Source organism: Tenacibaculum sp. TB-56 (assembly GCF_059716275.2).
Genome location: NZ_CM201367.1, coordinates 700,309 through 721,930, shown reverse-complemented (window position 1 = coordinate 721,930; position 21,622 = coordinate 700,309). Strand labels below are relative to the sequence as shown.

At 32.4% G+C, this 21,622-nt stretch carries 21 protein-coding genes, 1 tRNA gene and 2 pseudogenes; 14 read left to right on the top strand and 10 right to left on the bottom strand.

Features of this window, described 5'->3' with window-relative positions:
- Positions 1 to 7 precede the first annotated feature (7 nt).
- Positions 8 to 520 carry a GTP-binding protein gene (locus AC3VI6_RS03510; RefSeq protein WP_435255567.1) on the top strand — a complete coding sequence of 171 codons (513 nt, stop codon included), beginning with the start codon at positions 8 to 10 and terminating at the stop codon, positions 518 to 520.
- Here AC3VI6_RS03510 and era read toward each other — a convergent pair.
- On the bottom strand, positions 517 to 1,398 hold the full coding sequence (era, locus tag AC3VI6_RS03505; protein WP_299001427.1) for a GTPase Era: 882 nt from the start codon (positions 1,396 to 1,398) through the stop codon (positions 517 to 519). The genes AC3VI6_RS03510 and era overlap by 4 nt on opposite strands.
- Positions 1,399 to 1,538: 140 nt before the next feature.
- Here era and AC3VI6_RS03500 point away from each other — a divergent pair.
- The 11 genes and pseudogenes from AC3VI6_RS03500 to AC3VI6_RS03450 all read left to right on the top strand — a co-directional run bounded on the left by AC3VI6_RS03500 (position 1,539) and on the right by AC3VI6_RS03450 (position 11,855).
- Positions 1,539 to 1,611, top strand: a tRNA-Met gene (locus tag AC3VI6_RS03500).
- Between the two features lie 116 nt (positions 1,612 to 1,727).
- Positions 1,728 to 2,375 carry a hypothetical protein gene (locus AC3VI6_RS03495; RefSeq protein WP_435255566.1) on the top strand — a complete coding sequence of 216 codons (648 nt, stop codon included), beginning with the start codon at positions 1,728 to 1,730 and terminating at the stop codon, positions 2,373 to 2,375.
- 189 nt (positions 2,376 to 2,564) lie between these two features.
- Entirely contained in the window at positions 2,565 to 3,011 is a 447-nt protein-coding gene (locus AC3VI6_RS03490; protein ID WP_497705180.1) for a protein-disulfide reductase DsbD domain-containing protein, read from the top strand.
- 21 nt (positions 3,012 to 3,032) lie between these two features.
- Positions 3,033 to 5,023: pseudogene (locus AC3VI6_RS03485) on the top strand (protein-disulfide reductase DsbD family protein).
- Positions 5,024 to 5,498: 475 nt separating this feature from the next.
- The gene (locus AC3VI6_RS03480) at positions 5,499 to 5,936 is read left to right on the top strand and encodes a GNAT family N-acetyltransferase (RefSeq protein WP_274633284.1); all 438 of its coding nucleotides are present in this window, start codon (positions 5,499 to 5,501) and stop codon (positions 5,934 to 5,936) included.
- Between the two features lies 1 nt (position 5,937).
- Positions 5,938 to 6,801 (top strand): sigma-70 family RNA polymerase sigma factor, encoded by an 864-nt coding sequence (locus AC3VI6_RS03475; protein ID WP_028892352.1) that lies wholly within the window; start codon positions 5,938 to 5,940, stop codon positions 6,799 to 6,801.
- A gap of 35 nt (positions 6,802 to 6,836) precedes the next feature.
- The gene (gene rpsU, locus AC3VI6_RS03470) at positions 6,837 to 7,031 is read left to right on the top strand and encodes a 30S ribosomal protein S21 (RefSeq protein WP_274633282.1); all 195 of its coding nucleotides are present in this window, start codon (positions 6,837 to 6,839) and stop codon (positions 7,029 to 7,031) included.
- 4 nt (positions 7,032 to 7,035) lie between these two features.
- The gene (locus tag AC3VI6_RS03465) at positions 7,036 to 8,457 is read left to right on the top strand and encodes a sodium:solute symporter family protein (RefSeq protein WP_497705179.1); all 1,422 of its coding nucleotides are present in this window, start codon (positions 7,036 to 7,038) and stop codon (positions 8,455 to 8,457) included.
- Complete coding sequence (locus AC3VI6_RS03460; protein WP_497705178.1) at positions 8,457 to 9,596, top strand: amidohydrolase; 1,140 nt, start codon at positions 8,457 to 8,459, stop codon at positions 9,594 to 9,596. Before AC3VI6_RS03465 ends, AC3VI6_RS03460 begins: the two co-directional genes overlap by 1 nt.
- Positions 9,593 to 10,747, top strand: a complete 1,155-nt coding sequence (alr, locus tag AC3VI6_RS03455; protein WP_497705177.1) for an alanine racemase — start codon at positions 9,593 to 9,595, stop codon at positions 10,745 to 10,747. The genes AC3VI6_RS03460 and alr overlap by 4 nt, the downstream gene beginning before the upstream one ends.
- Position 10,748: 1 nt before the next feature.
- Positions 10,749 to 11,855, top strand: a complete 1,107-nt coding sequence (locus AC3VI6_RS03450; protein WP_497705176.1) for an alanine racemase — start codon at positions 10,749 to 10,751, stop codon at positions 11,853 to 11,855.
- A gap of 56 nt (positions 11,856 to 11,911) precedes the next feature.
- Here AC3VI6_RS03450 and AC3VI6_RS03445 read toward each other — a convergent pair whose 3' ends face one another.
- From AC3VI6_RS03445 to AC3VI6_RS03425, 5 genes and pseudogenes are all read right to left on the bottom strand, one after another.
- Positions 11,912 to 13,156, bottom strand: coding sequence for an NAD(P)/FAD-dependent oxidoreductase (locus tag AC3VI6_RS03445; protein WP_497705175.1), 1,245 nt, complete (start codon positions 13,154 to 13,156; stop codon positions 11,912 to 11,914).
- A 43-nt stretch (positions 13,157 to 13,199) separates the two neighbouring features.
- Entirely contained in the window at positions 13,200 to 13,562 is a 363-nt protein-coding gene (locus tag AC3VI6_RS03440) for a four helix bundle protein (protein ID WP_497705174.1), read from the bottom strand.
- Positions 13,563 to 13,686: 124 nt separating this feature from the next.
- Positions 13,687 to 14,694, bottom strand: coding sequence for a 4-hydroxyproline epimerase (locus tag AC3VI6_RS03435; RefSeq protein WP_497705173.1), 1,008 nt, complete (start codon positions 14,692 to 14,694; stop codon positions 13,687 to 13,689).
- Positions 14,695 to 14,746: 52 nt separating this feature from the next.
- Positions 14,747 to 16,335 (bottom strand): annotated as a pseudogene (locus AC3VI6_RS03430) (aldehyde dehydrogenase (NADP(+))).
- A gap of 22 nt (positions 16,336 to 16,357) precedes the next feature.
- Positions 16,358 to 17,281, bottom strand: a complete 924-nt coding sequence (locus AC3VI6_RS03425; protein ID WP_497705172.1) for a dihydrodipicolinate synthase family protein — start codon at positions 17,279 to 17,281, stop codon at positions 16,358 to 16,360.
- Positions 17,282 to 17,436: 155 nt separating this feature from the next.
- Between AC3VI6_RS03425 and AC3VI6_RS03420 the strand changes: the two genes are divergently transcribed.
- Complete coding sequence (locus AC3VI6_RS03420; RefSeq protein WP_497705171.1) at positions 17,437 to 18,279, top strand: AraC family transcriptional regulator; 843 nt, start codon at positions 17,437 to 17,439, stop codon at positions 18,277 to 18,279.
- Positions 18,280 to 18,377: 98 nt separating this feature from the next.
- Positions 18,378 to 19,364: a PorP/SprF family type IX secretion system membrane protein gene (locus AC3VI6_RS03415; RefSeq protein WP_497705170.1), complete on the top strand. Its 987-nt coding sequence runs from the start codon at positions 18,378 to 18,380 to the stop codon at positions 19,362 to 19,364.
- On the opposite strand, the gene murI is transcribed toward AC3VI6_RS03415, so the two are convergent.
- The 4 genes from murI to AC3VI6_RS03395 all read right to left on the bottom strand — a co-directional run bounded on the left by murI (position 19,361) and on the right by AC3VI6_RS03395 (position 21,617).
- Positions 19,361 to 20,152, bottom strand: coding sequence for a glutamate racemase (gene murI / locus AC3VI6_RS03410; RefSeq protein ID WP_497705169.1), 792 nt, complete (start codon positions 20,150 to 20,152; stop codon positions 19,361 to 19,363). The two genes, AC3VI6_RS03415 and murI, sit on opposite strands and share 4 nt — an antisense overlap.
- Positions 20,153 to 20,217: 65 nt before the next feature.
- Complete coding sequence (locus tag AC3VI6_RS03405) at positions 20,218 to 20,727, bottom strand: OmpH/Skp family outer membrane protein (RefSeq protein ID WP_274633270.1); 510 nt, start codon at positions 20,725 to 20,727, stop codon at positions 20,218 to 20,220.
- 37 nt (positions 20,728 to 20,764) lie between these two features.
- Positions 20,765 to 21,526, bottom strand: a complete 762-nt coding sequence (locus AC3VI6_RS03400) for an OmpH/Skp family outer membrane protein (RefSeq protein ID WP_497706566.1) — start codon at positions 21,524 to 21,526, stop codon at positions 20,765 to 20,767.
- The gene (locus AC3VI6_RS03395; protein WP_497705168.1) at positions 21,486 to 21,617 is read right to left on the bottom strand and encodes a hypothetical protein; all 132 of its coding nucleotides are present in this window, start codon (positions 21,615 to 21,617) and stop codon (positions 21,486 to 21,488) included. Before AC3VI6_RS03395 ends, AC3VI6_RS03400 begins: the two co-directional genes overlap by 41 nt.
- Positions 21,618 to 21,622 lie beyond the last annotated feature (5 nt).

Sequence of the window (21,622 nt, the reverse complement as noted above, 5' to 3'; positions counted from 1 at the left end):
TATTTTAATGGATGATAAATTATACAACCAGATTTTTTTAAAACCTAGATTTCAGTTAGAATATGAGATGAATTCTCAGGTTTTATTGGAAGAAATTAAGAAGCACTTAAACGATGTTTCTAAGTATAAAATGAAGGTTGTAGATAATCATGTGGTGGTTGATGTACCCGAAAAAGAGTCGCATTTATGGTCGCCACAACTGCATATTGAAATAGAAGAAACTTCTGAAAGCACTTCGCACATTAAAGGATTATTTGGTCCGAAACCTCAAGTGTGGACTTTCTTCATGTTTTTACACTTTTTGGTGGGTACTGCATTTGTAATTTTTGGAATCGTTGCTTATAGCAATTGGTCATTAAAACAAATTAGTATGTTGCCCATAGTAATGTTGGTTGTATTGCCTATTGTTTGGGTAGCACTTTATTTAGTGGGGAGCCTAGGAAAATCAACCGGAAAAAAACAAATGGATGAACTAAAAGAGTACACCAAAGAATTGTTACGAACCATTAAAGAACGTTAATCTTTATAACCAAATCGTTTTAATTGACGCTCGTTAGAACGCCAGTTTTTGTTGATTTTTACATGTAAATCTAAAAATACCTTCTTGTCAAAAAACTGTTGAAGGTCTTTTCTGGCTTCAGTTCCAACACGTTTAATGGCACTTCCTTTATGCCCAATAATAATTCCTTTTTGAGTTTCACGTTCTACCATGATAACAGAACGGATTTTGATGATATTATCTTCTTCAACAAAGCTTTCAGTTTCTACTTCTACTGAGTAAGGAATTTCTTTTTTATAGTGTTGAAGAATTTTTTCACGAATCTTTTCATTTACAAAAAAGCGTTCAGGTTTATCGGTTAACTGATCTTTTGGATAAAAAGGAGGTGATTCTGGTAAAAGTTCAATGATTTTATAAAAAACGCTTTCTACATTAAAGTTTTCAAGAGCAGAAATTACATACACAAAAGAATTTGGGACTTTCTTTTTCCAATAATCAATTTTAGTTGCAACTTCCTCTTGAGTAGATTTGTCAACTTTATTTAATAATAAAATTACAGGAATTTTACTATTGATGATTTTATTGAAAAAAGCCTCATTTTTTAATTCTGTTTCACCAACTTCTACCATATAAATAAGAACATCGGCATCTTCAAAGGCAGATTTTACAAAATCCATCATAGACTCTTGTAACTCGTAAGCAGGTTTTATGATTCCAGGAGTATCAGAAAACACAATTTGATAATCTTCACCATTGACAATCCCCAAAATACGATGTCTTGTAGTTTGTGCCTTAGAGGTAATGATTGATAATTTTTCACCAACCAATGCGTTCATCAAGGTTGATTTCCCAACATTAGGGTTTCCGATAATATTTACAAATCCTGCTTTATGTGTCATAGGGCAAAGATAAGTTGTTTTGAGTAAGAATTGTTGAATTTTATAAGCTTGTTATTGAGTGGTTTAAAAAATATTTTAAAAATAAATGCTTTTTTATTTGGATAAAACAAACAAAAGGACGTATCTTTGCAAACGCAAATCGCGGGATAGAGCAGTAGGCAGCTCGTCGGGCTCATAACCCGAAGGTCGCAGGTTCGAGTCCTGCTCCCGCTACTAGATAAGAGCAATCAGAAATGGTTGCTCTTTTTTTATTATATAATTTAAGAGCTTAGAAAGCATTATCTTTAATAAAGTTCTTAAGGATTAAGTTAGATATGAATAAAAATTTTATGAAAAAAGTAAGAGTTTTAAGTTTAATTGTTTTGAGTTTGTTTTTTTTGTCTTGCAGTAGTGAAGATGAGTTAGAGAAGGAAAGAGGACCAAAATTAATAGTAAAAGTAAAGAACACTTGGATTGATAATACTGCTCCAAGTGAAAAAGTAGCCAATGCCAAAGTTTTGGTTTATGAAAGCCTATTAGATTTAAAAAATAAATTCAATGTAATAGCTGAAGGAACTACAGATCAAGAAGGTGAAGTAGAAATTACCAATAATGTGAGGTTTGATCAAAAATACTACATAGATGTTACAAAAGGATGTAGTAATAATTATTTGAGTATAGATTTTGGATTTGAGGAATTATATACTATTACTCCAAAAGATTCATATGATAGAGAATTAAGTACATTAAGACTTAGTATATATGAGACGGGAACTATTAAAATAACCAACAAGAGTATAAATAACTATTATGTTAATATTTTAGGGAATATTGTAGAGGTAATTGCAAGTAATGAAACAAAAATTATAGATTATTTCCCTACAAGTGATGTTTTCAATAGTTCTTTTGCATTGATTAATGAATCAACAGGAGAAAAATATGATACTACAAATTTTAAGTCGGTTTGTGATGAGGTTAAAGAGTATGTTATAGAATAATTTTTAAAGAAGATAAAGATACAGTAAGATGTAAATCTTTTGAATCTAAGTGAGAGCAGCCAGAAATGGTTGCTCTTTTTTGTTTTGAACTATTTATAAATGAATGTTAAACTTTTTTTAATCTTTTGTGTTTTAGTAAATAAAGACATTACATTTACCGATTAAACATAATACAACTAATTAAAACCAATGAAAAAAATACTTTTTATCTTGTTGTTGGCAATCGGTAGTATTTCTTACGCACAGGTACATGATCCTGTAAAATGGAGTACTTCAGTAAAAAAGATTTCTGATAAAGAAGCTGAGTTAATTGCCGTTGCCACGATTCAAAAAGATTGGCACTTGTATTCACAAGAAATTCCAAAAGGCGGACCAATTCCGACGTTATTTACTTTTGAAGGTGACTCACGTTACTTAAAAAAAGGAAATACAACAGAGCCAGAAGGACATGTAGTTGACGACCCTATTTTTGAAATGAAAATTAAATACTTCGATACCAAAGCTGTTTTTACTCAAAAAATCCGTTTAAAAACTGCGGAAAAGTTCACGGTTAAAGGAGCTGTTGAATACATGGTTTGTACAGGAGAAAACTGCTTACCTCCAAAAGAAGTAGAATTAGTTTTCAACGTAAATTAATCCCCTTACCCCATTAACATGATGAAAAAAATACTAGCATTTTTGCTTTGTTTTACTGTTGGATTTTCAGCTCTTGGTCAAATCCATGATCCGATTCAATGGAAAACAAGTGTCGAAAAGGTTTCAGAAACAACGTATAATTTAGTAAGCACCGCAACGATTGAGGGCGAATGGCATTTGTATGCACAAGAAGTTCCGAAAGGCGGTCCAATTCCAACAACATTTACCTATGATGATGAGGGGGAAAAATAAAAATTGTAGGAAACACTTCAGAACCTGAAGGGAAAATTAAGTTTACTACGCTTTTTGGAGAGGAAGGAATGAATATTAAATCCTTTGCTAAAAAAGCAGTTTTTAAACAAGAAGTAGAACTGGTTGATGCTGGTTTAACTCAAATAAATGCATTTGTGGAGTTTATTGCTTGTACAGATGAAATGTGTTTACCTCCAAAAGAAGTAGACTTAGCTTTCGATTTAACAAAAGCTACCGCAGTAACAGCTTCTGTTGATGCAACAAAAGAAGCAAAAATAACAGGCGAAGTAGCTTCAAAGGAAACGAAAAAAGAAGAAAAGAAAGGTCTTTTAGGAATTTTCTTCATCGCCTTTTTATCAGGATTTGCAGCATTATTAACACCGTGTGTATTCCCAATGATACCGATGACGGTAAGCTTTTTCACCAAACAAAGTAAAAGCAAATCACAAGGGATTCGAAATGCAATTATCTACGGAATATCAATTATCGGAATCTACGTATTATTAGGATCGGTGGTAACTGCAGTATTTGGAGCAGATGCATTAAACGCACTATCAACCAATGTATGGTTCAACCTAGTGTTTTTCTTAATCTTGGTAATTTTTGCAGTATCGTTCTTAGGAGCTTTTGAAATTACTTTACCAAGTTCATGGGCAACCAAAGTAGACTCACAAGCAGACAGAGGAGGTTTAATCGGAATCTTCTTTATGGCATTAGCCTTAGCCATTGTATCCTTTTCATGTACAGGGCCTATTGTTGGAACTTTACTAGTAGAAGCTGCTTCAAAAGGAGGAATTGCTCCTATTGTTGGAATGTTAGGGTTTTCATCAGCTATTGCACTACCATTTGCCTTATTTGCAGCCTTCCCAGGATGGTTAAACTCATTACCAAAATCAGGAGGATGGTTAAACACCGTAAAAGTCGTTTTAGGATTCTTAGAATTAGCTTTAGCATTTAAATTCTTATCGAATGCTGATTTAGTACTGCAATTACATTTATTAGAAAGAGAAGTGTTTATCGCTATTTGGATAGCTATTTTTGGAGCGTTGGCTTTTTATCTCTTCGGAAAAATACAATTACCACACGATAGTCCAATCAGTCATATTTCTGTAGGAAGATTAAGTTTAGGATTGATCGTTTTATCTTTTACTATTTATATGATTCCAGGACTTTGGGGAGCACCACTAAACTTAATTAGTGCTTTCCCACCACCACAACACTACAGCGAGTCACCTTATGGAGTAGGATTTACAAAAAAGGGAACAGCGAGTGTTCAACAAGACAATCACGAAGCTTTACCAGAAGGAGCACATTTAATGCCTCCACACGATATCATATCATTTCACGATTATGACAAAGGATTGGCTTATGCTAAAAAAGTAGGAAAGCCAGTAATGTTAGATTTTACAGGGCATGCTTGTGTAAATTGTAGAAAAATGGAACAAAACGTTTGGGTAAAACCAAAGGTATTGGACATTCTAAAAAACAAAGTAGTCTTAATTTCTTTGTATGTAGATGACAAGCGTCCTTTAAAAGATGATGAAGTGGTGGAATCGAAATTGAATCCAGGAAAGAAGTTAAAGTACATCGGACAAAAGTGGAGCGAGCTACAAACTATCAAGTACAAAGCCAACTCACAACCGTTTTATGTCTTGATGAATCATGATGAATCAAACATATCAGATCCTGTAGGATACATGCCAGATGCAGATGAATACTTCAACTGGCTGGAAGAAGGAATTACCAACTTTAAAAAATAACATAACTCAAAAGCATCTTAAATTTTTAAGGTGCTTTTTTCTTTTAAAGAAAATTTAATGAATGTAAAAAGCTCTTTTCTAGGCTCATTTTGAAATTAGCCTTATAATTCGTACCTTTGTACGATATGGTAGATACTACACACGAGAAAAAAAATCAACGAGTTTTTACATTCAACTTCCTTGTGTTCCGAAACCAGTCGGACAAGTTTATTCCACCAGGATTCTAATTTATTGCTTTTCTAAAAGGAAAAGATTTCAAACGTATTTACATTATTTTAAGTTCTATTTAAATTGATAGTACTGTAAAATATTCGGTTCTTACGAGTAGTTTTTTTGACATATTCGTACACTTTTCGCAAAAGTATATACTGCGCTAATAAATAATAAACCCCAAATAGGTAACACAATGTTTAAAAACTTCAATAAATAGTACTGAAGTTATTTATCGTTTAATCCTATTTATAAAAATCAAATTATGACAGTACACACTTACGATGCCTTCAATCGTATTACTCCTCTTGAAATGGAAAGAGTAACTAATTTTTTATATACACATCTTGAAAACTATGGAGATGAAAAAACAGCCATTCGCAAAGCGATTGATTATGCGGCTAAAGAAAGAACAGGATTAGGAGGTTATGTGTTTACCATAGAAGATAAAAATGAAATTGTAGGAGCGGTAGTGATAAATAAAACAGGAATGGACGAATACATACCTGAAAATATCTTGGTTTATATCGCTACTCATAAAGATTATAGAGGAAAAGGAATCGGTAAAAAGATAATGCAGCATGCTATCGATAATTGTAAGGGAGATATTGCTTTACATGTAGAAAAAGATAATCCAGCCAAGTTTTTATATGAGAAGCTTGGGTTTACAACTCCGTATTTAGAAATGAGACTAAAACGATAATATGAGACAGTTAAAAATAACAAAACAAGTTACCAATAGAGAATCAAAATCTATTGAAAAATACTTACAAGAGATAGGGAAAATTGACTTGATTACTGCTGATGAAGAAGTTGAATTAGCTCAAAGAATCAAGACAGGAGACCAAAGAGCCTTGGAAACATTGGTAAATGCAAATTTACGATTCGTTGTTTCGGTTGCTAAACAGTATCAAAATCAAGGTTTACGTCTTTCTGACTTGATTAACGAAGGAAATATAGGTTTGGTAAAGGCAGCAAGACGTTTTGATGAAACTCGTGGGTTTAAGTTCATATCCTATGCAGTGTGGTGGATACGTCAATCAATTTTACAAGCATTGGCAGAACAATCACGTGTGGTAAGATTACCGCTTAATAAGATTGGAAGCATCAGTAAAATAAATAAAGCTGTATCTAAATTAGAACAAAGTAATGAGCGTATGCCAACGCCCGAAGAAATTGCTAAGGTGTTAGATATGACTGTTTCAGATGTGAAACAATCTATGAAAAACTCAGGACGACATATTTCTATGGATGCTCCTTTAAAAGAAGGAGAAACTTCTAATTTATATGATGTAATACGAGCTTCAGAAGCTCCTAAGCCAGATAAAGAGCTAATGCAAGAATCATTGCAATTAGAGATTAGCAGAAGCTTAGAAACACTATCTCCAAGAGAATCTGACATCATAAAATTATTTTATGGATTAGAGAATTACAGACCTATGAGTTTGACAGAAATAGGAGAAACATTCGATTTAACAAGAGAACGCGTACGTCAAATTAAAGAGAAAGGAATCAGAAGATTAAAACAAAGATCAAGAACTAAAGTATTACAAACATACTTGGGTTAATGAATCAAAGTACTAATTAAAAATACACAATATATATGTTAATAATACCAGTAAAAGAAGGCGAGAATATTGATAGAGCCATTAAAAGATATAAAAGAAAATACAGAAACACAAAGGTATTGCAAGAAATAAGAGAAAGAAAAGAATATACAAAACCATCAGTAAGTAAAAGAGCTCAGTTAAAGAAAGCTCAATATAAACAACGGTTTTTGCTAGATCAAGAAAAATAATTTTATGGATATACATTTTATTGATCTAATCATATTCATTACCTATTTAATTTTTATGCTTGGAGTAGGAGTATACTTCATGAATAAAAACAAATCAAAAGACGATTACTATGTAGGAGGAAGAAACATGTCTGCAGGCCATATTGGGTTGTCCGTTGTGGCAACTGATGTTGGTGGAGGTTTTTCTATCGGTTTAGGAGGTCTTGGTTTTTTAATGGGACTCTCCGGTAGTTGGATGCTTTTTACAGGATTGTTAGGTGCTTGGATAAGTGCCGTTTTTTTAATCCCAAAAGTATATCCGATAGCGAAAAAACATCATTTTTTAACATTTCCACAATCCTTAGCGCACCATTATAATGTAAAAGTGGCCTTAATTGCAGGAATCATTTCTCTTATAGGGTATATAGGTTTTACAAGCTCACAAATATTAGCAGGAGCAAAATTAGCATCAGCTACCTTTCCGTCAATCTCTATAACCGACGCAGTTTTAATCATGGGAGTTATAGCGGTGGTGTACACTGTTATTGGTGGAATTAAAGCAGTAATTTATACGGATACCATTCAATGGATAATTTTAATGGTAGGATTGATTGGTATAGGAATTCCAATTGGTTTTATCGAAATTGGGGGTTGGACAGCTATCAAAGAAACTTTACCGGCAAGCTTTTTATCATTATCAAACATAACGTTTATTGATATGTTTAACTGGGTTATTACTATTGTGCCTATTTGGTTTGTAGGAATGACTTTGTATCAACGAATTTACGCTTGTAAAGACGAAAAAACAGCCAAAAAAGCATGGAAAATAGCTGGGTTGTTTGAATATCCAATTATGGCTTTTATGGGAGTAGCTTTAGGGTTATTTTCTAGAGTTGCTTTTGAGCAAGGAATGTTCTCGTCAATAGGTTACGCACCAGGTACAGAAATGGATGCAGAATTAGGATTACCTTTATTATTAAGAAGTATTTTACCAATAGGGTTAATGGGATTGATGATGTCAGCTTATTTTTCAGCAATTATGTCAACTGCAGATAGTTGTTTAATGGCGGCTTCAGGAAATTTAACAACGGATATTTTTGGGTATTTTAAGAAAAGTATCAGCATAAAAAATTCGCAAATTATTACATTTTTAATAGGAGGTTTAGCAATTTTATTAGCTACCATGATGCAAAATGTATTAGAGTTGATGCTGTATTCCTATGCCTTTATGGTATCTGGTTTGTTAGTACCTGTTTTAGGAACATTAGTACTAAAAAAGCCATCATCAACAGCTGCTTTTTATGCGATGATTTCGGGTGGACTTACTACTTTAATATTGATTATCTTAGAGGTGAAATTGCCATTCGGTTTAGATGCTAATTTCTTCGGAATTACATTGTCAGCTTTAGTGTTTTCTATAATTCAATTTACTAGAAAAGAAAAGTAGTGGAAGCCTTACAAAAGAGTTTAGAAAAAGTTAGAAAAGAGTTACATCAACATCCAGAAATCTCTGGAGAAGAATATGAAACTCAAAAAAAGATAAAGGCATTTTTAACCAAAAATGCTTCATGCACAATTGTTGAAGTTACTCAAACAGGATTAGTAGCTGTTTTTGAAGGAAAAGAAAAGGGGAAAACCATCATGTTACGTGCTGATATTGATGCGTTACCTATTCAAGAAGTAAATACGTTTCAACATCAATCAAAAAATAAAGGAGTTTCCCATAAATGTGGACATGATGGACATACAACAATTTTACTAGGAGTAGCAAAGCTTCTTACGGAAAAACCGTTGCCTAAAGGAAAAGCAGTATTGCTTTTTCAACCTTCAGAGGAAAATGGAAAAGGAGCAGAAAAGGTCTTAAATGATCCTTTTTTCAAAAATATAAACATAGATTTTGCTTTTGCCTTACATAATTTACCAGGTTTTACAAAACATGAGATAGTGGTAAAAAGTGAAACGTTTACAAGCAATGTAAAAAGTGTAGCAATTCAACTTAATGGAAAAACAGCGCATGCTGCAGAGCCTGAAAAAGGACACAATCCTGCCAATGCGATTGCTACAATCTTAACCTTTGCTGAAAAAGAAAGTAAAAATGTGCCAAAATCGTCCGATTTTATTTTGATAACTCCTGTTTATGTAACCATGGGTGAAAAAGCCTATGGAATTTCAGCGGGGTATGGAGAAGTTCATTTTACGTTAAGAAGTTGGAACACGAAACTGATTGAGGAAAAGAAAGAGAAGCTAGAGCAACTTCTAAATCAACTAGAATTAGAACATTCATTAAAAATTAAAACTTCTTGGTTTGAAGAGTTTTACTCAAATATAAATAATGAAAAAGCAGTTTCAATTATAAAAAAATCAGCAGAGAAGCAAAAGTTATCAATAAATGAAATTAAAACTCCGTTTAAATGGGGGGAAGATTTCGGGTTGTTTACTCAAAAATATAAAGGAGCCATGTTTGGATTAGGAGCAGGAGAAGATACACCTGCTTTACACAATCCAGATTATGATTTCTCAGACGATATAACTATGACAGGAGTTCAATTATTTTATAGCATAGCAAAGGAGGTATTAGACTCATGACACACACATCTTTTATAGAAATTTCCGAATCGGCAATTAAAAATAACATTGATTTTATTAAAAATCACCTAGGTAACGAAGTCACATTTTCTTCTGTAGTAAAAGGAAATGCCTACGGTCACGGAATTAGAACGTATTGCACTTTAGCTTATAAATATGGAGTTCGACATTTTAGCGTCTCTGATGCTAATGAAGCTTATGAGGTAAAGAAAACACTACCTCAAAAGGACGTAACCATAATGATTATGGGAATGATTCACAATAGTCAAATAGAATGGGCTGTTGAAAATAATATTGAGTTTTATGTTTTTGAAATAGATAGGTTACAAGTCGCTGTTGAAGCAGCAAGAAAACTTAAAATTCCAGCGAAAATTCATATAGAAATAGAAACAGGAATGAACCGTACGGGGTTTGTTTTAAAAGATATTGCTAAGGTTCTTACATATGTTCAAGAAAATTTAGAGTACCTTGTTGTAAAAGGAATTTGTTCTCATTTGGCTGGAGCAGAAAGTATTTCAAACTACAAAAGAATTACCGATCAACAAAAGAAGTTTAGAAAGGCGATAAACAAAATAAATCAGCATGAACTTTTAACTCCTGATTTTCATTTGGCAAGTTCTGCTGCGAGTATTCGATATCCAAAAACTAGATTTGACTTGGTGAGAATAGGGATTTTACAGTTTGGATTTTTTCCTACAAAAGAAATTCTAGTCCATTATTTAAATAAACATAGAATTTTTGAATCACCTCTACAGAGGGTTATCTCATGGAAAACCCAAGTAATGGATGTTAAGACCGTAAAATCAGGTCAATTTGTAGGTTACGGGACTTCATTTTTTACCAACCATGAAATAAAAATAGCAATTGTACCAGTAGGATATTCATCAGGATATAGCAGGTCGTTAAGTAACAGGGGAAAAGTTTTAATTAGAGGAAAAAGGCACAATATTATTGGAACTGTTAATATGAACATGATGGCAGTTGATGTAACTTATGCAGATAATGTTGAGAAAGGAGACGAAGTTGTACTAATAGGAGATCAAGGAGATAGAGAAATTACAGTATCGTCATTTAACGATTACATACAGATAATCAATTACGAGTTACTAACTAAATTACCAGATAATTTACCAAGAATAATAACAAAATAATATGGCAGAATTAATAATACATTCTGAAAGAATAAAACAGAATATAAAAGATTTAAGCAACTTTTTTAAGTCAAATAATATAGAGTGGAGTTTAGTTACAAAGGTGTTTTCAGGAGACAAAACGTTTTTGAAAACGATCTTAACTAAAGATGTAATTAAGAACATAAACTCAGTAGGAGATTCAAGGTTGACAAGTTTACGAAACTTACGAGCTGTAAATCCAGATTTAAGAACCATTTATATAAAACCTCCTGCAGAAGTTTATGTAGATGAAGTAGTAGAATATGCAGATATTTCTTTGAACAGTTCATTATCTACTATAGAAGCCTTAAATCAGGCTGCTAAAAAGCAAAATAAAGTTCATCAAATCATTATTATGATTGAATTAGGTGAGTTAAGAGAAGGTGTTAGAAGAGACGATATTATAGACTTTTATGAAAAGGTATTCAATCTCTCGAATATTGATGTGATCGGTATTGGATCAAACCTTGGATGTATGTATGGTGTTGAGCCTACGTATGATAAATTACTCCAGTTATCATTGTATAAAGAACTGATTTCAGCAAAATTCAATAAAGAATTAAAATATGTTTCAGGAGGAACGTCTATCACTTTACCGTTAATAGAAAATAAGGTTGTTCCTAAAGAAATTAATCACTTTAGAGTAGGGGAAGCTGCATTTTTTGGGTTAAGCCCGTTAGAAAACAAGCAGTTTAATAACTTGCACACCGAAACATTCGAGTTTTATGCTAATATTATTGAGTTAAAAGAAAAAAAACTAGTGCCAGACGGTATTATTAACGATGCGAATATTGGACATACGACTGATTATGATGAGAGTAACGTGCAAGAAACCTCTTACAAAGCAATTTTAGATGTTGGTCTGTTAGATGTAGATAAAGGTGATATTGAAGCAGAAGATAAAGACATTTCTTTTGTTGGGATTACCTCTGATATGTTAGTAATTGATGTTGGAACTAATAAAGATAAATCTGGAAACGTAAAATATAAAGTAGGTGATAAAATTAAATTTAAACCTAGTTATATGGGAGTTGCGAGATTGTTAATCTCAAAATTTATTGATAAAGTATATAAAAATGACATGTAAATGTCTGCTATTTTGTTGTTTTAAAAACTCAAGAGTTTGTAGCTCTTGAGTTTTTTTTATGAAAAACGTTCAACATGAAAAGGAGTGAGATCTGTACTTGTTTTTTTATGTGAAATAATTTCAGAAACTAATTTCCCTGTGGCAGGTCCTAAGCTCCATCCCATCATAGCATGTCCAGCAGCTATTGTTGCATTTTTAATTTTTGAAAGTCTGCCAATATATGGTAAACCATCAGGAGAACAAGGACGTAAACCACTTTCTATATCCTTTCTTTCTTGTTGATTAATTTGTAGCCCGTTATAATAACTCTCAGCAGCATTCGCAATAGTATTAACTCTTTTAGTATTAATTTGACTATTAATACCAGCAATTTCCATAGTACCACCAAAACGCGTAAAACCATTCATAGGCGTTACAGCAACTTTAGCTTCAGTTAAAATGGCAGGAATGTGAATGCCTGTTTCTTTTTTTACATTAATTCGATAGCCTTTTCCTGCTTGTACAGGAATGGTTATTCCCAGTTTTTTAGCTAGTTTTTGTGTCCAAGATCCTGTTGTAAGCACAAACTCATCAGCTGTAATAGTATTGTTTTTTGTGTTGATTGATTTTATTTTTCCTTCTGAAATTTGAAAATCTATGACCTCCTCGTTTGCTAAGAAAGTCACACCATTGTCCTCTAAATAAGATTTCATTTTTAGCATAAATTCATTCGGAGTCATATGTGCATCAGAATGATAATATACAGCGCCTTTAATGTTCAAGTCTACATTAGGTTCTAGTTTTTGAATTTCTTCCTTTGTAAGATGTTCAACTTTTAATCCTTCTTTTATAGCAAGTTTCCCAATATTCCATTCTTCTTCACCCATTTTATCGGTTTTATAATACATCATTAAACCTTTGTGTTGGTAATGAAAATCGAAATCGTTGGAAGCTTTTAATTCTTCATACAAATCTCTACTAAACAGATTGATGTTTTTAATAACAGGGATAGAGCTAGCTACTTTTTTGGGTGTTGCTGATTTTTTGAATAGCCATGTCCATTGTAAAAAATCGTATTCTAAACGAGGTTTTATTGAAAAAGGACTGGTTGAACTCAGCATCCATTTAATACCTTTATTAATCATTCCTGGAGCTGCTAAAGAAATAATATGACTAGGAGTAATAATCCCAGCATTCACATATGATGCACCTGATGAAAAATCAGATTTATCAATCACAGTAACTTTGTACCCTTCTTTGTGTAAATAATATGCAGAACATAAACCGATGATTCCTCCGCCGATAACTATACAATGTTTCAATGAGCAAATGATTTAATTAGTTAATGAATTAATGAGTTGGTGGTTAATTGGTTTTTGAATTTTTTCGTGCTTTTGAAACAATTTTAGCTATTTCTAAGGCTTCTATCATTAAAGGCTTTAATTGTTCTTCTGAAGCAAGTTTTGTATCTTGTAATAGTTCTAACCAAAACAAGGTTTCGTCAGCTTCTTCAGACACTATTGACATTTTTGCAAAGAATTCTTTTTGAGAACGAGCAATACACGCAGCTCTATAATTTGCAGCGGTAGAAGTTACTGAGCGAATTAATTGTTTGCCTATTACTCTTGTAGCGTCTGTTTTTTGAATTTGGTTATAAAGCAAAATAGTATTCACAGCTAATTGTTTAGTTCTATTTTTAATACTTTCTATAAAATCCGATTTATTCATAGCACTTTTAATTAATGACTTACTAAATTAATGATAAAATGAGTTAATGATTTAATTTTTGGGTTTAATGTCTCATTTTATAACTCATCGAATCATTTTATCATTGAATCATTCACTCATTGAATCAAATTACTTGAAAACCATGTGCGTATGGATCATCTTCATCATCAATAACAATGTTATTATATCCATACACTTTTGCCCATCCTTGAATACTCGGAATAATAGCTTGTTTACCATCTAAGGTAGTTTCTTTTTCAACACGGCCTATAAACTTACTTCCAATGAAACTTTCGTGAATAAATTCTTCGCCAAGTTGTAACTTTCCTTTAGCATATAGTTGCGCTAAACGAGCTGAGGTTCCTGTACCACATGGGCTTCTGTCAATCGCTTTATCACCATAAAAAACAGCATTTCTACCTGATGATGTTGGATCAATAGGATTACCTGTCCACAGCATATGCGTTACATCCCTGATGGTGTCATTTTCAGGATGAATAAACATGTTCGGGTATTTTTCATTGATTCGATCTCGTACAACTTGAGAGTATTGTATAATTTTAGAAGCAGTAATATTGTGTACTCCCGAGAAGTTTTTTTGAGGATCTACAATAGCATAGTAGTTTCCTCCATAAGAAACATCAAAAGTGATTTCTCCTAGTTCAGGGCAATCGACAGTTAAACCTTCTGCTGCTAAGTAACTTTTAACATTTGTTAAACGAACCCAATCTACTTTTTTACCAATTTGTTGGTACTCTATTTCGACCAAACCTGCAGGAGCTTCCATTTTTATTTTCCCTGGAATTTTTGGTGTTACCAGTCCTTCTTCGATAGCTATGGTAATAGTTCCAATTGTTCCATGACCACACATGGGTAAACATCCAGAAGTTTCAATAAATAAAATAGCAAAATCGTTTTCTGGATTATGAGGAGAAAATAAGATGGAACCGCTCATCATATCATGTCCGCGAGGTTCAAACATTAACCCTTTTCGAATCCAGTCGTATTCTTTTAAAAAATGTTGACGTTTTTCGCTCATATTGGCTCCAATTAAGTTAGGGCCACCACCTGCAACAACTCTTACAGGATTTCCGCAAGTGTGTGCATCAACGCAAAAAAAAGTTTTTCTCATACTAAATTGAATCGCAGTTTGTATGTTTTCTAAAGAAATTATTGAAAGTTTATTATATCACTTGTTCTTTTGTGAGTATACCGTTTACGGAGCGTAAAATTTGTAAAGGGTTCTCATTCTTTAATTCATCGGGTAATAAATTGTTGGGCCAATCTTGATAACTAAATGGTCGTACCCAACGTTTAATTGAATTAACCCCAACAGCGGTAAATCGACTGTCTGTTGATGCTGGATAAGGTTCATCCGTGAACCATTGACGGACAAACTTCTACACCAGTTGGAACTCCGTTGAAAATAATTCTTCCAACTCTATTTTGTAAAGCGTCAATTATTGTTGGATAATTGGCTGCTTCATTATCATCAGAAATTACCGTTCCTGTAAGTTGTCCTTCTAAGCTAGAAATAATTTCTTCTAATTGCTCTTTATTTTCACATTGCACTACTATAGAATAAGGTCCAAACACCTCTTGATGCAAAGTTGGGTTTTCTAAAAATGTTTTTCCTTCAACTGTAGTTACAATTTGAGTAGCATAGTTAGCTTGTACTTCTTTAACGTAGTTTGCAACAATGGTAATTCCTTGTTGTGAAATCGCCTTGGTTTTGTTGTTCTCATAAGCACCTATAATATTAGGATGTAGCATACAAGATGGATTAATTTCTACAATTTTATCAGCTAAAGAATTGACAAAATTAGTTAAACCATTGCTTTTTATTCCTAGAATTAATCCAGGATTGGTACAAAATTGTCCAGTACCTAAAGTAATAGAATTTGCATAAGTGGTAGCCAAAATATCAGCATTATTTTCTAATGCTTTTGGTAATAGTATAACTGGATTGATACTTCCCATTTCAGCAAAAACAGGAATAGGTTCTTCACGTTTAGCAGCTAAGTCTAATAAAGCTCTACCTCCTCGAATACTTCCGGTAAAACCAACAGCTTTTACTTTTGGATGAGAAACTAATTGTTGCCCTACTTCTATATCACTTGAATTTAAATTAGAAAAAACACCGTTTGGCATTCCTGTTTTTTCTGCAGCTTTAATTATAGCTGAAGCAATAAGTTCACCCGTACCTGCATGCATAGGGTGCGATTTTACTATCACAGGACAACCAGCAGCTAAAGCCGCAGCAGTATCACCACCAGCAGTAGAATAGGCAAGAGGGAAATTACTTGCTCCGAAAACAACTACAGGTCCGTAAAGGAATATTTAGTTTGCGAATATCTGATTTAGGTAGTGGTTCTCTATCTGGAATAGCAGTGTCAATAGTAGCGTCTACCCATGAACCTTCTGAAACTAAATCAGTAAAAGAGCGGAGTTGAAATACAGTTCTGCCTCGTTCTCCTTTAGCGCGTCCTTCTGGTAAACCAGATTCAGAGCAATAGGTTTGAATTAACTCTTCATCTAGAGCTAAAATTTCATCAGCAATGGCATTTAAAAATTCAGCTTTTCTTTTTCCAGAAACAGTTCTGTATGTTTTAAATGCTTCAGAAGCTAGATTTACGGCGTTATCAATTTCTTCGGAAGTAGCTTCAGTAAAAACAGTATCATTTTCCCGATTTAATTCAGGGTTGAATGTTTTGTAGGTTGTTGTTCCTGAGGCCGATAATTGATTTCCTATATAGTTTTTTCCTGTAATCATATATAATGAGAAAATGGTTTACTTAGTGAGTAGCTAATGCTTTATAATTAGGTAATGTAGGTCTGTTTTTTAATCCAGTTTCTATCACGTTTAAAACATGTTTACGTTCTTCACCTATTAAAGGTAATCGAGGTGCTCGCACATTTTCAGTTCCAATACCTGTAGCTACTTCTGCTAACTTAATATTTTGTACTAATTTAGGATTTATATCTAATTCTAACAATGGTAAAAACCAACGATAAATTTCTAATGCTTCTTGTATACGGCCTGCTTTTTGTAATTCATAAATAGCTACTGTTTCTCTTGGAAAAGCACAAACTAAACCAGCTATCCAACCATCAGCACCCATCAGTAAACTTTCTAAAGCAATGGTGTCAACACCTGTCATAATTTTTAAACGATCGCCAAAACGATTTTTAATTCTAGTAATATTTGTGGTATCTCTGGTAGATTCTTTTACAGCTTCAATGTTGTCACATTTTAGTAGTTCTTCAAACATGTCTAAAGTAACTTCAATCTTATAATCTACAGGGTTGTTATACACCATAATAGGAAGTGATGTATTGTTAGCCACAGCTTTAAAGTACTCAACAGTTTCTCTGTCACCAGATTTATAGCGCATAGGAGGGAGCATCATTAAACCGTTGGCTCCATCTTCTTCCGCTTTTTGGGCTGCTTCAATAGCTCCTTTGGTAGTTTGTTCAGCTATATTTATTAAAACAGGAACTTGATTGTTAACTAATTGAGCCGTGGTTTTAGTCAATGTTCTTTTTTCGTCGTCAGATAAAGTACTGGCTTCTCCTAAGGTACCTCCTAAGACAATTCCGTGTACACCAGCTTCTAGTTGTGCTTTAATGTTAACTTCAAACATGTGTAAGTCTAAAGTGTCTTCATTTGTAAACTTTGTAGTTACTGCAGGCATCACACCTTTCCAATTTATACTCATGGTAATATTGTTTTTTATGCAAAGTTATAAGGAATAGGAAGTTTCTTTTAACGTCAAATTATCTTATAGTAATATTATATTATCTTTTTTTGTTTATTTTTAGTGTTTGGTTAATAGTATTTGCATATTTTTGAAAATAAATAAGAAAATTATTAATGAAAGTTTTACCATTTCAAATACCCAAAACTCATAATATAGGATTGATTTATCAGGAAGATTGTGAGCAATATTTTTATGATAAATTACATCAGCATGAAGAAATACAATTGTGTGTTATTGTCAAAGGAGAAGGGACTTTAATTGTAGGTGATACAATTAATAAATATGAGTCTGGAGATGTTTTAGTACTTGGGAGTAATTTACCGCATGTTTTTAAAAGCGATGCTTCAAAAATAAATGAGTCTTTTATGATTTCATTGTTTTTTACAAAAGATTCTTTTGGGAAGGATTTTTTTCTGCTAGATGATTTTATAGAGTTAATTCCTTTTTTTGAAAAATCTGTAATAGGATTTAAACTTTCAACATATAAGGAAGAAGTGATTAATTTATTCCTGAGTTTACAAAAGGCAACCAATCTAGAACGTTTTATAGGTTTACTTCAAATTTTAAAAATAATTATTGATGCTGAAACCAAAGAACTGGCAAGTTTTATTTACCCTAAAAAATATACTGATAATGAAGGAAAGCGTATGCGAGACATTATGGATTTTACCATAAATCATTTTAATAAAAATATCGATTTATATGAAATCTCTGAAAAAGCCAACATGACTCCCAATGCCTTTTGTCGATATTTTAAGCAACGAACAAACAAAACCTACTTTACTTTTTTAAATGAATTGCGTATTGAAAATGCTTGCAAACTATTAAGTTCTGATAAAAGTATGGCGATTAGTGAAATAGCGTATCAGTGTGGATTTAACAATCTGTCTAATTTTAATCGAAAATTTAAAGAGGTAAAAAGTATGAGTCCATCAATATTTAGAAAGAATAACTGATGAAAATGAGTTTTTGTAAACTCAAAATAATGATATTTTAAAAATTAACATAAATTTTAATGCCTCTTAACTATATTTGATGTTTTTATCATCAAGTTATGTTTCTTAGTAAAAGAATTGCTTATTTAACATTGTTAGTTTCATTAATGTCTTCTGTAGTTACTGCACAGGAAACATTACCTATTTATGCCGATTATTTATCAGATAATGTGTATTTATTGCATCCTGCTGCAGCTGGAATAGGCGATTGTGGTAAAATACGTTTGACAGCTCGTCAACAATGGTTAGGAGTAGATAATGCTCCTTCGTTACAAACAGCTAGTTTTCATACCAAATTAGGAGAATATTCCAATACAGGTTTAGGTGTTATTCTTTTTAACGATAAAAATGGATATCATTCACAAAAAGGAATTCAAGGTACCTATGCTTATCATATAGATATGGGGAATGAAAATTTGTTTAACCAGTTGTCATTTGGATTATCGTTTTCTGTAGTTCAAAATGAAAGAGATCAACGAACTTTTATAAATGATCCTGCGGTTAATCAGGTAATTGAAAGTGATTTCTATTTTAATGCAGATTTTGGTATGGCATATCATAAGAATGGATTGTCATCTTATTTTACCATAAAAAATATCTTTTTATCAGCAAAAAATAACTTGGATTCCAATTTTGAATCACCAAATCTTAGAAATTATATTTTAGGAGGAGGCTATTTCTTTGGAGATAGAGAAAAGCTACAATTTGAGCCGTCTTTTATGTTTCAATATAAAGAACAAACTCAAGAGAAAATAGGAGATATAAACTTCAAGGTATATAAAACTCTTGAAAACATGCAATTGTGGGCAGCGTTATCGTATAGAAGAAGCTTTGATAGTAGCATTTTTGGAAATTCTCAATACATAACTCCTATTGCAGGTGTGAATTATAAAAACTGGATGTTTGCTTATACATACACGCAACAAACAGGAGATATAGTCTTTTCGAATGGAGGATTTCACCAATTGTCTTTAGGACTAAATCTTTTCTGTACAAAAAGAAGAGCGGCAGCGTGTCCGAATATCAACGGAAGTTTTACGTATTAAAAATCTAAATAGTCAATATTACTGTTTTTGTAATCTTTAAGGATATTTTTTAAAACAGATTTATCTTTATTAATGTAGAAGATATTTGATGACTGGTTAGTGCTATTATTAACAAGGTTTTGTTGAGAGAGCACATTTTTAACCTGTTTTGCCACAGCTTCACCAGAATCTATAATTTGGATATTTTCACCAGTTATTTTTCGTATTTGAGGAAGCAAATAAGGGTAATGAGTACATCCTAAAACGATGTAGTCACATTTTTTTTCTAGCATTGGATTGATGTACTTTTCTAGCAAAGAAGTCATTTCTTCAGATTCCATTTTTCCATTTTCAATCAACTCAACTAAACCTTCACCAACTTGTTCTATTATGGTAATTTGATCACTTAATTTTGAGGTCGTTTTTTCAAATAAAGCACTGTTTAGTGTTCCTTTAGTAGCTAATATTCCAATAGTGCCTGTTTTTGTTTTTAAAGAAGCTGGTTTAATTGCTGGCTCAATTCCTATAAAGGGAATATCATAATTTGCTCTTAAATATTGAATAGCATTGGTAGTAGCGGTGTTACAAGCAACCACAATAATTTTGGCTCCTTTTTTTATTAAAAACTCTGTGTTTTTAACAGACAGGTCAACAATTTCTTGCGTTGACTTTTGACCGTAAGGGGCATTCTTACTGTCAGAAAGGTATATAGTATTTTCATTTGGTAAGAGTTGATGAATCTCTTTCCAAATAGAAGTACCTCCTATACCAGAGTCAAAAATACCAATAGGTTTTTGTGTGCTATTCATAGTATAACAAAAATAAAAATCCTGCTGTTTTCAGCAGGATTTTTTTATAAAATATTTGTTGTTTCTTAGAAACCTAATTTAGATTTTACAGCGTCGTAAATATCTTCTCCTTTTTCGTAAACGATTAAACCTTTACCTGGAGCAGCATCAAAAACATAGATAATTCCTTTTTCAGCAGCTACAGCTTTAATAGCATCTTCAGCTTTTTGTAAGATAGGAATCGTTTTTTCTTGGTACTTTTTTTGCATTTCTTGACCTGCAGCTTGCTCAGCTTGCGCTATCTTTTGTCTGTCTTGTTGAACTTCAATAGCTCTTTTTTGGTTTTCTTCTTGAGTTTGACTCTTACCTTCAGCTTCGTATTTTTTAATCTTAGCCTCTAGTTTTTTGTACATAGTTTCAATGTCGTCACGGTATGTTTTGTTTAGCTTTTCTAACTCTGCTTTCATAGCTTTTGTTGCAGGCATTTCAGCTAATAATTTATCTGTGTTAATATGTGCAGTTTTTTGCGCATTTGCCACACCACCTAATCCAACAGTAAAAATTGCAACTAATAATAACGTTTTTAAATGTTTCATCTTTGTTTTAATTTAATTAATGTTCTTTATTCTTGATTTATTTGTTCTCTTCTTGATTTTCTTGTTCTTTTTTCTTTTTAGCTTCTTCTTGAGCTTTTAATAATGCAGCTCTTTTTTCTTGTAATAATTTTCTTTTGTCTGCTCTTTCTTTTAAGCGTTCTTGCCTTTTTTCTTCAATTTGTTTAATTTTAGCAAGCCTGTCTTCTTCTCTCTTTTTTTGTAAATCTTCTCGAAGCTTTATTTTTTCTTTTTGTTCATCACTCAAATTATCATTTTTAAGTAATGCTTTTCTAGCTTCTATTTTATCTTCCTTAGCTTGTCTTTTCTGATCAATACTAATCATTTGCACAACAAGGTCGCTAATATCGTGTTTTTTGTTTGAATAAAGCATAACCAATTCACTTGATTTATCGAAAACGAAATCGTATTGTTTTCGAGAAGCTATTGTTTGTACTGCATTGTATACTTGGTCTTGTACGGGTTTAATTAATTGCTTTCTTAAATTGTACATATCTCCATTCGGACCAAAGTATAAAGATTCTAACCTTCGCAAAGATTCTTGTTTAATGGTTATATCTTCTTCACGCTCTTCTATCAATTCTTTGGTTAGAATTGCTTTTTCGTTAGAGAGATCAGTTTTTAAAACCTCAATGGCACGGGCTTCTTTATCTAATGTTGTTTTCCATTTTTCAACTTTAGCATCCAGTGCATTTTGTGCATCTAAATATTCTGGAATATTTTGAAGAATATATTCCATATCAATATATGCAATGCGTTGATTTTTCTGGGCAACAGTTATACTTGTAATAAGTAAAAGAACGATTGATAAAATACTTTTTTTCATCTTGTATAATGTGTTTAGAAAAAACCGTGCCAAAACCTAGACACATTACAA

What these genes read in the sequence shown, in the direction of transcription:
- AC3VI6_RS03510 (WP_435255567.1), top strand. Translation starts at nt 8, where the DNA reads ATGGATGATAAATTATACAACCAGATTTTTTTAAAACCTAGATTTCAG.
- era (WP_299001427.1), bottom strand. Translation starts at nt 1,398, where the DNA reads ATGACACATAAAGCAGGATTTGTAAATATTATCGGAAACCCTAATGTT.
- AC3VI6_RS03495 (WP_435255566.1), top strand. Translation starts at nt 1,728, where the DNA reads ATGAAAAAAGTAAGAGTTTTAAGTTTAATTGTTTTGAGTTTGTTTTTT.
- AC3VI6_RS03490 (WP_497705180.1), top strand. Translation starts at nt 2,565, where the DNA reads ATGAAAAAAATACTTTTTATCTTGTTGTTGGCAATCGGTAGTATTTCT.
- AC3VI6_RS03480 (WP_274633284.1), top strand. Translation starts at nt 5,499, where the DNA reads ATGACAGTACACACTTACGATGCCTTCAATCGTATTACTCCTCTTGAA.
- AC3VI6_RS03475 (WP_028892352.1), top strand. Translation starts at nt 5,938, where the DNA reads ATGAGACAGTTAAAAATAACAAAACAAGTTACCAATAGAGAATCAAAA.
- rpsU (WP_274633282.1), top strand. Translation starts at nt 6,837, where the DNA reads ATGTTAATAATACCAGTAAAAGAAGGCGAGAATATTGATAGAGCCATT.
- AC3VI6_RS03465 (WP_497705179.1), top strand. Translation starts at nt 7,036, where the DNA reads ATGGATATACATTTTATTGATCTAATCATATTCATTACCTATTTAATT.
- alr (WP_497705177.1), top strand. Translation starts at nt 9,593, where the DNA reads ATGACACACACATCTTTTATAGAAATTTCCGAATCGGCAATTAAAAAT.
- AC3VI6_RS03450 (WP_497705176.1), top strand. Translation starts at nt 10,749, where the DNA reads ATGGCAGAATTAATAATACATTCTGAAAGAATAAAACAGAATATAAAA.
- AC3VI6_RS03440 (WP_497705174.1), bottom strand. Translation starts at nt 13,562, where the DNA reads ATGAATAAATCGGATTTTATAGAAAGTATTAAAAATAGAACTAAACAA.
- AC3VI6_RS03435 (WP_497705173.1), bottom strand. Translation starts at nt 14,694, where the DNA reads ATGAGAAAAACTTTTTTTTGCGTTGATGCACACACTTGCGGAAATCCT.
- AC3VI6_RS03425 (WP_497705172.1), bottom strand. Translation starts at nt 17,281, where the DNA reads ATGAGTATAAATTGGAAAGGTGTGATGCCTGCAGTAACTACAAAGTTT.
- AC3VI6_RS03420 (WP_497705171.1), top strand. Translation starts at nt 17,437, where the DNA reads ATGAAAGTTTTACCATTTCAAATACCCAAAACTCATAATATAGGATTG.
- AC3VI6_RS03415 (WP_497705170.1), top strand. Translation starts at nt 18,378, where the DNA reads ATGTTTCTTAGTAAAAGAATTGCTTATTTAACATTGTTAGTTTCATTA.
- murI (WP_497705169.1), bottom strand. Translation starts at nt 20,152, where the DNA reads ATGAATAGCACACAAAAACCTATTGGTATTTTTGACTCTGGTATAGGA.
- AC3VI6_RS03405 (WP_274633270.1), bottom strand. Translation starts at nt 20,727, where the DNA reads ATGAAACATTTAAAAACGTTATTATTAGTTGCAATTTTTACTGTTGGA.
- AC3VI6_RS03395 (WP_497705168.1), bottom strand. Translation starts at nt 21,617, where the DNA reads ATGTGTCTAGGTTTTGGCACGGTTTTTTCTAAACACATTATACAAGAT.